This window comes from Vibrio sp. Vb1026 (assembly GCF_033338745.1).
GTDB lineage: Bacteria > Pseudomonadota > Gammaproteobacteria > Enterobacterales > Vibrionaceae > Vibrio > Vibrio alginolyticus.
Genome location: NZ_JAWOTH010000009.1, coordinates 34018 through 46190, shown reverse-complemented (window position 1 = coordinate 46190; position 12173 = coordinate 34018). Strand labels below are relative to the sequence as shown.

Annotated in this window: 10 protein-coding genes and 2 tRNA genes; 6 read left to right on the top strand and 6 right to left on the bottom strand. The window is 44.2% G+C overall.

Annotated elements, in window-relative coordinates; translation table 11 throughout:
• Positions 1-222: 222 nt before the first annotated feature.
• Together R7E47_RS14505 and R7E47_RS14500 are read left to right on the top strand one after the other, a co-directional pair.
• Entirely contained in the window at positions 223-954 is a 732-nt protein-coding gene (locus R7E47_RS14505; RefSeq protein ID WP_318084493.1) for an AzlC family ABC transporter permease, read from the top strand.
• On the top strand, positions 951-1259 hold the full coding sequence (locus R7E47_RS14500; RefSeq protein ID WP_017820198.1) for an AzlD family protein: 309 nt from the start codon (positions 951-953) through the stop codon (positions 1257-1259). Before R7E47_RS14505 ends, R7E47_RS14500 begins: the two co-directional genes overlap by 4 nt.
• A 140-nt stretch (positions 1260-1399) precedes the next feature.
• On the opposite strand, the gene dld is transcribed toward R7E47_RS14500, so the two are convergent.
• The 6 genes from dld to R7E47_RS14470 form a co-directional block, all read right to left on the bottom strand.
• A complete protein-coding gene (gene dld / locus R7E47_RS14495; protein WP_318084491.1) occupies positions 1400-3106 on the bottom strand; it encodes a D-lactate dehydrogenase in 1707 nt (568 codons plus the stop codon).
• A gap of 382 nt (positions 3107-3488) precedes the next feature.
• Positions 3489-4391, bottom strand: a complete 903-nt coding sequence (locus R7E47_RS14490) for a LysR family transcriptional regulator (RefSeq protein ID WP_017633645.1) — start codon at positions 4389-4391, stop codon at positions 3489-3491.
• Positions 4392-4630: 239 nt separating this feature from the next.
• Positions 4631-4706: transfer RNA gene (locus R7E47_RS14485), tRNA-Gly, on the bottom strand.
• Positions 4707-4743: 37 nt separating this feature from the next.
• A tRNA-Cys gene (locus R7E47_RS14480) sits at positions 4744-4817 on the bottom strand.
• 204 nt (positions 4818-5021) lie between these two features.
• Complete coding sequence (gene viaA / locus R7E47_RS14475; protein ID WP_017820201.1) at positions 5022-6476, bottom strand: ATPase RavA stimulator ViaA; 1455 nt, start codon at positions 6474-6476, stop codon at positions 5022-5024.
• Positions 6477-6485: 9 nt separating this feature from the next.
• On the bottom strand, positions 6486-8147 hold the full coding sequence (locus tag R7E47_RS14470) for an ATPase RavA domain-containing protein (RefSeq protein ID WP_158155193.1): 1662 nt from the start codon (positions 8145-8147) through the stop codon (positions 6486-6488).
• A 269-nt stretch (positions 8148-8416) separates the two neighbouring features.
• Between R7E47_RS14470 and R7E47_RS14465 the strand changes: the two genes are divergently transcribed.
• From R7E47_RS14465 to yfcC, 4 genes are all read left to right on the top strand, one after another.
• Positions 8417-8932 (top strand): NUDIX hydrolase, encoded by a 516-nt coding sequence (locus tag R7E47_RS14465; RefSeq protein WP_005375979.1) that lies wholly within the window; start codon positions 8417-8419, stop codon positions 8930-8932.
• 22 nt (positions 8933-8954) lie between these two features.
• Positions 8955-9959: a low-specificity L-threonine aldolase gene (gene ltaE, locus R7E47_RS14460; protein ID WP_205391156.1), complete on the top strand. Its 1005-nt coding sequence runs from the start codon at positions 8955-8957 to the stop codon at positions 9957-9959.
• Between the two features lie 78 nt (positions 9960-10037).
• Complete coding sequence (locus R7E47_RS14455; RefSeq protein WP_149192240.1) at positions 10038-10358, top strand: c-type cytochrome; 321 nt, start codon at positions 10038-10040, stop codon at positions 10356-10358.
• Positions 10359-10570: 212 nt separating this feature from the next.
• Positions 10571-12103: a putative basic amino acid antiporter YfcC gene (gene yfcC, locus R7E47_RS14450; RefSeq protein ID WP_318084488.1), complete on the top strand. Its 1533-nt coding sequence runs from the start codon at positions 10571-10573 to the stop codon at positions 12101-12103.
• Positions 12104-12173: the final 70 nt, after the last annotated feature.

Genomic DNA, 12173 nt, shown 5'->3' with positions numbered 1-12173 from the left:
ATCAATTAAACAGAGCTTACTATTTCTGTTGTTTTACTCTCCTTTAGCACTACCAAGTGCGACTCTCTACACTCTGTTTCTTAAAGCCGCTTGGATGGCTCAATTTTATATAGCACTTAGTGTTTGAAAGCCCTTCTAATTGATGTTAAACATGAAGTTTACAAAAGAATAACAAACACACTCGTATGGCACTGCCCCTTTGCCTGCTAGCTAGGTATCTCTATGACAGAAAATACTCAACATCTTCAACGCTCCTCCGCTGAGTTGCACGAATTTAATCGGCTTGACGTCTGGAACGGATTCACCCAACTTTTACCCCTCTCTATGTTCGTGGTCATATTTGGCCTCGCTTTCGGTGTTGCTGCGGTACAGACTGGACTAGATGTATTTCCCACTATGTTGATGAGCACACTGGTCTTCGCCGGAGCTTCACAATTTGCCACGTTAGAAATGTGGGGAGCAGAAGTCCCTCTCATTCCAGTTCTTATTACTGTATTTGCTATTAATGCTCGTCACCTCTTGATGGGAGCCACACTTTATCCATGGTTACGACAACTCCCACCAACAAAACGTTACGGTGTAATGCTGGTAGCATCAGACGCTAACTGGGCAATGGCACTCAATGCATTTGGTAGAAAAGAACCAGGCTTTGGCTTGCTTGTTGGTGGCGGCTTAGCGATGTGGTCTTTTTGGATTGTGGGAACCTGGATCGGCATTTATTTTGGTAGCGCAATCAAAGATCCGGTGGGCCTAGGGCTCGATATGGTTATGGGATGCTTCCTGCTGTCTATGGTGGTGGCTGGGCCGAAAGACTTAAGAATCTTTGCAATTTGGGCCATAGCAGCAGCCTCTTCTATGTTGGCGTATTGGTATTTGCCAGAGAATAGCCACGTAGTGGTTGGCGCCATTACTGGCGGAGTCTTGGGTGCTTGTTGGAAGGAGAGGAAAGCATGAACATCGAAACAACCTTAGGTGGCACACTGCTTATCATTATCGCTATGGCGTTAGTCACGCTCATAACCCGCTGGGGCGGAGTGTATGTTATGTCATTCATTCCAATTAGCGAACGGGTTCAACGTTTCATTACTGCGATGTCAGGCTCCGTACTGGTTGCCCTTTTAGCTCCGCTAGCAGTAGAGGGTGATAATGGTGCTAGAGCAGCACTGTTTTCTACTGCTGTTGTCATGTTCATCGTGAAAAAGCCTCTACCAGCAATTGCAGCAGGCATCATCGCCGCCGCCGCGGTACGTGCTCTTTAGTCGCTGTTTCAACGCCGATACCAGTCATCAATAAAAGACCCAAAACACAAAGCCCTGATGTCACAAGTGTCATCAGGGCTTATCTTATGCTCATCATTTGAACGATGAACAACGATTATTAATCATAGTGAGACAGCACATTACGCACAGCAGTTACAATTGCGCTTATATTTGTCCATTTTACCAATACCAGGGTTAAAGGTATTGGTTGGGTCTAATTCGTGGTAAAACTTCTGCAACGAGTTTTCGGCTTCATACAAGTGACCCACATTATGTTCTGCTGGGTATTTGGCACCACGGCTATTGAGGTGCTCTAGCATCAGTTTTTTCATCAACTTCGTGTCAGTCCCTTTTTTGAAAATGTAATCTTGATGGAAGACGTAACACATAAAGTGACCATAATAGAGCGCTTGAACAAGGTTCTTACTCACCTCTTCAGGCAAAGTTTCTAGCCACTCTTCATCATTGCGTCGCAATGCGATATCAAGTGCAACGATGTCTTCTACGTCTTTTCGATGAATCGTCTCGTACCGAATTGCTGCACCAGCGGCTGCAAAGCGATGTAAATAAGCTTTTTTACCTTCTTCCGGCGTACACTCGAAGAAATCACAGTCGTCTTCAACAGCCCAAACTTCTTTGAGGTATTTTTGTGCTTCAGCAATACCACCATCACTCATTTTCAATACCAGGTGATGCTCATACTTGTCACGGAAATCCAGCATTCGCTCTGGTAAATGTTGTGGGAACAACTTGCTCGCGTAGTACAGAATGGTGTCTGGCAGATATTTACTGACAAACGGGATGCGCTCTAAGAAGTTTTCTACCTTAGCTTTAAGTGCGAACATTTTTGGCAGCTTATCTGTGCCTAACAAGTCGATGGATAAGAACACATCCTTGCCGTACTTCTCTGCCATGTTGAAGATATCTCGATGCAAGTATTCTCCCATCTCAGGCAAGTTATCAAACGTAGATAAGAAGTCTTTTCGCAGCTTGGTTAGTTTCGCAGGGTCATTGGTGCCGAGGTAAAAAACCTGCTCTTTTTCTGGTACTGGGTAGCTGTCAACCCGAACGGCAAAAACTCCCAACTTACCAGCGCAGCCACTGGCTTCAAATAATCGGCGTTCATCGGCATTAAAGCGAGAAGGAATGTCAGAAGTCACGTCTCGAACACGTTCATCGTATTCTTTGTCTGACGCCATTCGCTCATCATGAATGATCTTCGCTGGGTCAAAGTTCTCTTCTTGCAGGTTTGTTAGAATTTCTTCTGGCGTTTCACCTAATCCTTCAATACCAAGGTGGTTCACCAAATGTAACTGGCCTTGCTTATCGACCTGCGCGTAGATCGCCAGTTCCGTATAAGCAGGACCACGCTTAACTAGCGCACCGCCTGAGTTATTAGCGATACCACCAACCACAGTGGCACCTAGGGATGAAGAGCCGATGATAGAATGCGGTGCTCGGTTCACTGCCTTCAACTCTTTCTCCAAAGAGTGTAAGCTCGCACCAGGCAAGCAAACCGCCTGCTTACCACCATCTAATAAGTGAATCTTCTTGATTTTGGTAATATTGACCACAACCACATCGCGATCATAATCATTACCACTCGGAGCTGAGCCCTCTGTTAAACCTGTTTTAGCCGCCTGCATGATAATGATGCAGTTTGCTTCAACACACTGTTTAATAATCTTCCATTGTTCTAGAAGAGTGTTAGGAAACACGATAGCAAGCGCATTACCACTACCCGAACGAAACCCCGAGCGGTAATATTTCGTTTTAACCTCGTCGGTTAGAACATTTTCTTCCCCCACGATGGTTTTAAATTCTTCAATCAGCTGCTTTTGTTTCATATCCGTATCTCTAGTTATTGTACTTCGCTCACAACACCGCTTAGCGGCAGGCATGGCGTTTGAGCCACTATAAGCAGTCCATTTCTCTGCGTCTATGTCAGGCGGACGAACAATACGTAATCAATAAACAACAAACAAAATAATTCTTTATTTTTCTGTTACTTATCTTTCACATTTGAGAAATTTAACGTAAGAAACAGACCGTTTCTTAAAAGAAACAATAGCAAAACCATTTGTTAACAGTTGTGCGGGGTATCTTGTTATCAATATTAGTGAAGAAAACGAGGAGAAGCGTAAGCTCCTAAATTTAAGAGGACTCTTAGAAATGAAGATGGAAACATAAGCTCAACACCAACATAACGATCGGTGTTGAGTTATTGGCTTAAAATCGATGGTTTTGACTTTGAAAGCTTGTGTATAGATGATCGATAAAGATCTTAATTTTTTCTGGTTGCTGACGAGTGTAAGGGTACACCGCATAAATACCCAAACATTTGGCTGTTTCGTCTTTAAATAACTGAATCAGACTGCCTTGCTTTAAGTCTTCATAAACCAATACACGCGGCACATAGATGATTCCCTGCCCTAACAGCGCCACATTTCTCAATACAGAAGAATTGTTAGTACAGAGGTTACCGTCGACGGTGATTTGATATACCTCGTCTCCATCTTTAAACGCCCACTCATGCGCTCCGGTTTCTTGGTAGGAATAGACTAAACAATTGTGTTTAGCCAAGGCTTGAGGTTGTTTAGGTATGCCATGTTTAGCTAGGTATTGGGGTGACGCGCAAATGATCCAATTTGCATCCACCAGCTTTCTTGCAATCAGACTAGAATCTGGCAACACACCCGTTCTAATTGCCAAATCAAAACGTTCATTCACGATATCGACGAAACGATTATCTAGATCCATATCGATATTGATGTCTGGGTATTTCTGATTAAATTCATTAATCACTTGAGGAAGAATTAATTCACCAGAGATAGTAGGCACCGAAATTTTAATGTTTCCAGATAAGTTTTTACCTAAACCCACAATGGATTCTTCCGCCGTTGCCACCGCTTGATAAACCGCTTTTGCATGAGTAAAAAACGCTCGTCCTGCTTCAGTCAACGTTAGCGTTCGCGTTGTTCGGTAGAGAAGCTGTACACCAAGCTCTTGTTCAAGCTTGGCAATCCGTTTACTGACGACCGATTTGGTCAGTGACATATGTCTCGCGGCAGCACTGAATGAACCTTGCTCGATCAAGTGATAAAAAATGATGTAATCGTCGGTATTTCTCATGCGTCTTCGTCAAATCCTTTGGAAGCCCGTATTGTAAACTGAAATTGGCTGAGGTGCGAAACATCGGGTCACACTTAATATCAGAAACTCGTGACAGAGATGGGGTTGCTAAGCTCACAGGTAATGAAAAAGAGATGGTGTGAATTTATCAGTCTTCAGATACAAAAAAACCAGCTTTCGCTGGTTTTAAGTTGATGCACTTGGCATCGAGATACCGCCATGGCCATATCTGAATAATTTGGAGCGACACACGAGGTTCGAACTCGTGACCTCAACCTTGGCAAGGTTGCGCTCTACCAACTGAGCTAGTGTCGCATTTATTCTCGAAAGCCATTCGCTCTCAAAAGAATAATGGAGGCGCCTCCCGGAGTCGAACCGAGGTCCACGGATTTGCAATCCGCTGCATAGCCACTCTGCCAAGGCGCCTTTTTATTACGCTTCAGGGCTCTACCCCGTAGCGTTGGTGGCTACTTTACGGATTGAGAGAAGATAGTCAAACAAAAACATTTCATTTTCTGTTCGTTTGATTTCTTTTAAGTCAATTCGACCAAAGTTCGATCTTATTGGCTTAAAACGAAGCAATATAAATCTCGCTTTCAGTTCGTTTTGTCCCATGAAACATTAAAGCGTTTAATAGTTGCTGACCCTTTTTAGCAATCTTCCCACAACATTAGGGTGATAAGACCAAGTGTGATCAAACATCGACATTAATGCAGGATTTCCGTATTTCGATAAGCTAATCGCGTGAAAACGGTTTTTCTTCGCTTTGAGCGCATCCACTTTGGCCAGTAACTCGTCTTGTTGTTTTGGCGCGATAAAGTCGGAAATGACTACCATGTCTGCGTTTTTATATTTATCACCGCTCATCAAGTCGATAGATTTAATCAAAGTTGGCTCTAAGTCTGTACCACCATGGAAGCTATAAGTTAGAAAGTCCGCCGCCTCGCGCAGACCATCTTGTTTGGTTAGTTCGTAGGTAATGTGTTCCGTAGAAAAAATAATGACATAGCAATCACGTTGCTCCGCTAGTGCGATTTGCATCAGAGCATAAGCCATGGCTTTGGCGCATTGCTCAGGAAAGCCACTCATGGAACCGGACGCGTCCACACAAACAATGAAGGGGCCTTTTTCGATATCTACCGCTTTATGGTCAGGTCGGTGAGCTTTAACTTTACGTAACGTGCGCGATTTGCCTTGTGTACGATAGTTCATGAGCCGTTTATCGACTAAGTGTTTATAGAACACAACTTCAAGTTCAGGATACGCCAAAAACATCGTTTCGTTGGGAAGTAGCTTATTTAGATCATCGCTTTCGTGAATACCAACAATATCATCCGTCGCCTCATCACTTTTCTCTTCGACCAATTGAAGTTCTTCAGTGGGCGCACGATTTAGTTCAGGATCATTTACTTGCCCCGCCATACGACCGAGTTGCTCCGCAATTTCTTGCAAGCCTTGGTGCTTCTTCAGAAACTCAGCATGGCGTTTCATCACCGTTAAGTCTGTTTTACTCAACTTGGCAGATGCCATATCCCACAGGCGCCCTACACTTTCAGCATCACCCGACTCCGTGACTTTATCCATATTACGCATGGTTTCCATACGTTGATACAGGTCTTTCAGCACCTTTTCTTTATTGGCTTCAAGCTCGCTTACTTGCGCTTGTTTTATTGCATCGGTGAGGCTTTGGTACCATTGATCACAAAAGTAATGTGGGAACATAGGGTTATTCATCCCTTTGTTCTTTTCCATCATTCGGCGAGCTTGCATGTAAAACGCAGAGTGCCATTCCAGCTTTTTAATCACATCTTCGATGTTTTCAAAAAACGCCTCTTCATCCCAATGAATAACCTCTTGATATAAAGACAGCTCTTGTTGGAAACGCTCTGTCTCACATACCTTGGTGATCCGTTTTTTGACGCTGCCTCGCCACTTTAACAAGTGACCTTTGACCGAAGATTTAACACCTCGGTTTTCTGCCATCATCATGACTTGTGAACGAGCCATCAAATCATTAACTGCGCTATCGATGATGCCGGAGTCGGCCACCATCAGCGCGAGGTTAAGTCCGTCTGCACCTAGCATGTCGTCTCCTTATGAGAAAAACTGATGTAAGTTTTTAAAGCGTTGGATAACTTTTTCACTTTCTGCTTGGATTGATTCAAGTCTCTGACTGACCTGTTGCAGACTCGACTCCATAAGGCGGGGTAGTTCAGGATCAACAAAGCTATGCGGAAGCGCATCATGAAAGTTCGCTTTCACCTTGCGCATATGGTGTTCTGCCTCACTAAGCTGATTTACGGCTTTTTCGCTCTGCGTTAACCACTTTTGGTAAAGCTCTACATCCAAGCCCTCTTGAGTCACTAGGCTAACCAAAATGCCTCGGTTCGCGATATCACGGATAACTAGGTTATTCGCCGCGTCAACATCAAATCGTAAACGGCACATGTTGGTGTTTTGATTGACGTAACCATACACATCACCGCTTCCCTCTTTAATGACTCGATCTAACTCATCTTTGGGTACATAAACCCAGCGGCTATCACCTTTTTCTGATTCTGAAACCGACATGTTGCTTTGCAAGACAACCAATTTAACTAAGTTAACGGCTGCGCCAACTTTGTACATCTTGGCTTTAGAGGTATCAAAGCGCATGGTTTCTTTACGCAAAATACCCGTGGCCGCTTCAGACGTTAACGTCATGCGGTAGGCATCTTCTAGTTCATGTTGGACATCAACCAAAGACTCACGGCAGTACTCGATTTCCTGCTCCGCGTCTTGTTGATCAAATGCATGTTTTAAGGCGAACTCTTGAACCACTTCACGTACCACATCTCGCGATTCAGGACTGTTCCATAAACAATCTTGCAGCAGTAAAAGGTCAAGCGGATTTATTTCATCGCGACCATTAAAAAACGCGCTCGCTTTTAACAACTTCACGGCTTTCTTCCAGCGGCGGTCAGAGACATACATATCGGTATTGGCCACATCACCAAACTGAGCTTCAACTTTGCTTTCTAACATCGTTTTAAGCTGGAAAAGCTTTTCGAATGCATTGTCGGTTAACGTCAATTTGTCGAGCTGTTGTTGCCATTGATGATATTCTTCATCAGTTATCGCTAGGCCTTCTGGTACTTGTGCCTCTTGCGATGTGCCCACAGTCAACATCGACTTAAAGTTTTGTTTATTCTGAATTCGATTCACAAACACACGCACCAACATGCGGTCGTAGAGCGCATCCAATCCACTATCTTCATCGGGTAATTCATTGGAAGCCGATACCAACAAGCGCATTGGCACACGCTCGATATCGCTGCCATTTTTGAATGTTTTCTCATTAACCACTGTCAGCAATGTATTAAGAATTGCAGGGCCCGCCTTCCAGATTTCATCCAAAAATACGACTTGTGCAGTTGGCAAATACCCTTTAGTTAAGCGAACATAACGGCCGTTGTCTTTTAGCTCTTGGATACTCAGTGGCCCAAACACCTCTTCAGGGGTTGAGAAGCGCGTCATCAGGTATTCGAAGTAACTGCTGTTATCGAACGCTTGGATGAGTCGTTTGGCAATTAAGCTTTTTGCAATACCAGGGGGACCTAAAAGAAAAACACTTTCACCAGCAAGTGCAGCAAGAAGGCAGAGCTTGATCGTATGTTCACGCTCATAAACGCCATCCGTTAACGCTTTCGCCAATTTATTGATGCGTTCTGAGAGAAGCGCTTTTTCGGCATTTGAGGTAAATAAGGTTTGTGTCATACGTTCTCCGGCTGCTGAAGTGGTATTGCGTTAACATTTTTATACACTTGTTATAACTTTGTTACAAATGTATTTTGTCGAATTCCCCTTATAGCAGATGCTTTTCCCCTTCTTGACGAAGCAATCAAAGTTTCCATTTATGAGACATTGCTCACTTAAAGTGCAAACGCTTTCGTCGTGTTGCAGTATTTTTTGCTTTTGTTTCCCACCATTTGTGGTTAATGTCGAAAAACGTCAAAAATGCGGTAACAGCTAGGGTTTATAACTGCATGAGCAAGATAATTCATAAATGGAAGCAAATTTCTCTGATTGAAGAAGACGTTGTGCTTCCTACAGGACAGGCAATTACGCACACCACAATCCATCATCCGGGTGCTGCGGTGATTCTCCCTATTACAGCGGAGGGTCACATTGTCCTTGTCCACCAATTTCGGCCTTCACTTAATAAATGGCTATTGGAACTTCCTGCTGGTACCAGAGAAGGCAACGAAGAGCCACTCTGCTGCGCCAAAAGAGAGTTAGAGGAAGAAACTGGGTTTAGTGCAGAGAAATTCACGTCTCTCGGCCAAGTCACCCCTCTTGCCGGATTTTGTGATGAGATACAGTATCTATTTGTTGCCGAAAAGCTCAACAAAACAAACCGTTACGAGTGCGATGAAGACGAAGTGATTGAGGTCGTCACCTTGTCAATCAAGCAACTCGAAGAAAAGATAGTCGATGGCACGATCACCGATGCCAAAACGATCGCTTGCTTAAGCAAAGCGCGCCTTTGCGGATATATTTAGGACTTTGACCAAGGAGACATTCATGGATTTTCGATCAGATACCGTTACACAGCCCACCCAAGCCATGCGAGAAGCCATGTTTAAGGCCCCCGTTGGGGATGATGTTTATGGTGATGACCCTACGGTCAATGAGCTTGAAAAATTTGCTGCGCAGCTTGCTGGTTTCGAAGCAGCTTTGTTTACCACTTCAGGCACTCAAGCCAATCTGCTCGGTTTAATGGCGCATTGCGAGCGGGGAGATGAATATCTATGTGGGCAACAAGCACATAACTACAAATACGAAGCTGGTGGCGCGGCGGTTTTGGGATCAATTCAACCTCAACCAGTCGAAAATAACCCAGATGGCACGCTACCATTTGATAAACTGGCTGCGGCGATTAAACCAGATGATTGTCACTTTGCTCGCACTAAGCTTCTCAGCTTAGAAAACACAATTAATGGTAAAGTACTACCTCTGTCTTACTTAGCAGAAGCACGTGACTTCGTGAATAAACATAACTTGCAGATGCATCTAGATGGCGCTCGCGTTTTTAACGCAGCCGTTGCACTTGATGTTCCGGTAAAAGAGATCGGTCAGTACTTTGATTCAATGACGATCTGTCTGTCGAAAGGTCTGGCTGCCCCTGTTGGCTCGCTACTACTTGGTAGCAAAGACTACATCGCAAAAGCACGTCGCTTAAGAAAGATGGTCGGCGGTGGTATGCGTCAAGCGGGTGTTCTTGCCGCAGCAGGCAAACTTGCCCTTACCGAACAAGTGGAACAGCTAAAACAAGATCACATCAACGCAAAAACCTTAGCGGAAGGCTTAGCAGAACTGCCTGGTTTTTCAGTCAACCCTGAATTTGTTCAAACGAACATCGTGTTCGCGAAGCTTGATCCTCAAGTGGACATAGTAAGTATCGCTGCGAAACTAAAGGAACAAAACATCACGATAACCCCTGGAAATCCAATTCGTTTTGTAACTCATAAAGATATTTCAGCGAAAGACATCGACACTTTCTTATCAAGTATAAAATCTCTACTTTAATTTGATTTTGATCATTGAGCTTCCCCTAAGGGGAAGCTTTATTGTATCGGCATGATTTTTAGCGAATAGATAACCTCCATGCTCAGATTTGTACTTCTAATCTCGTTTATTTTCTCTTCCGCTATCTATGCCGAACCGTTTGGTGATGCTGATAAAGGTAAAATCAAATCACCTAGCTGTGTCTATTGTCACGGTGTTACAGGCATCGCAACGAACAACACCTATCCAAGCCTTGCTGGTCAAAATGCTCAGTACCTTTACAATGCAATGAAATCTTATCAAGCCGGTGAGCGTAAAGGGCCACTTGCAGAAATGATGGCAGCACAGTTAAAAATGTTAAATGATGAAGACCTTCGTGATGTCGCTGCTTTTTATGCAGAACAGACAGAAATCAAGTGATTAGATCACCTGTAGATGTACTATGAAAGCTCGTGAATCATCCAAACTCAACGCATATTGAAACATTAACCCAACATTTGACCACAAAACAATCAAATTAACTTCACTTCAAATATTTGATGAATTTATAGTTCAACATAAGCATTAATATTGACTTTTTATTCTATTTTATCGATATTTCATGCTTTATTGAATTTGACGTGAAGTAAGTTATGTCTCACACACATGCGCAACCAGCAGACTCGGTTGCTACCCCTAAGTCGTGGCAGATGCCAGATACCCTCATTTTGATCTTCATTGTTGGTATTCTTGCTGCGATTCTTACCTACTTAATTCCTGCTGGTCATTTTGATAGCCAACAGGTGACCTACATGGTCGACGGTGCAGAAAAAACTCGCACAGTTATCGATCCTTCTTCTTTCTCTTATGCAACCGACGAAAACGGTGAATTGGTTTACAACAAAGTTGGCCTGTTTGCTTCTGGTGGTGGCATTGGTTTGATGAACTTCCCTTTCGAAGGGCTAGTTTCTGGCTCTAAATGGGGCAGCGCAATCGGCGTGATTATGTTCATGTTGGTTATCGGCGGTGCTTTCGGCGTTGTAATGCGCACAGGCACAATCGATAACGGTATCCTGCGCCTTATCGATAAGACCAAAGGTAACGAAGCGCTATTCATTCCAGTGCTATTTTTGCTGTTCTCGCTAGGCGGTGCGGTATTTGGTATGGGTGAAGAAGCCGTAGCGTTTGCGATTATTATCGCGCCGCTTATGGTTCGCCTTGGTTATGATGGTATCACTACGGTAATGGTTACCTATGTTGCGACTCAAATTGGCTTTGCTACTTCTTGGATGAACCCTTTCTCCGTCGCTATTGCGCAAGGCATTGCGGGTGTACCTGTTTTATCCGGCATGACAGTACGCATGGGGTTATGGGCTGGCTTTACGTTAATCGGTATCGCTTTCACAATGATCTACGCCGCTCGTGTGAAGTCAAATCCTAAACTTTCTTACAGCCATCGCACAGACCAGCATTTCCGTCAGCAAGAGCTTGGCAATCAAGATTCTCGTTGGAACCTAGGTGACACACTCGTTATCCTTACGGTTATTGCGACCACGGTGTGGGTCGTTTGGGGCGTAGTCGCTAACGCATGGTACATCCCAGAAATCGCGTCTCAATTTTTCACTATGGGCTTTGTTGTCGCGATCATCGGTACGATTTTTCGCCTGAACGGTATGACGCTAAACTGCGCAGCTGATGCATTTAAAGAAGGTGCAGCTATTATGCTTGCACCTGCCCTATTAGTGGGTTGTGCAAAAGGTGTATTGTTGATCCTTGGTGGTGGTACAACTGATGAAGCGAGTGTACTGAATTCAATTCTAAACAGTGCTGGCGGCGTAATTAGCGGGCTTCCTGACGTGGCTGCGGCATGGTTAATGTATGTATTCCAATCTATCTTCAACTTCTTCGTCACTTCAGGATCCGGACAAGCGGCACTAACGATGCCTCTACTGGCCCCTCTGGCAGACATTGCAGGAGTTACGCGCCAAGTGGCAGTTTTGTCATTCCAACTTGGCGATGGCTTTACTAACGTTATCGTCCCTACTTCGGCATCTCTCATGGCAACGCTTGGTGTCTGCCGTATCGACTGGGGTGACTGGGCAAAATTCTGCTGGCGATTTATTCTATTACTCTTTACCCTATCAAGTATCGTCGTTATCGCAGCTCATATTATGGGTTTTGCGTAAAACGAAGCCAATTGGTAATTAAGGCGAGACATGTTCTCGCCTTATTAATATTCATGGTATGACGACGCTA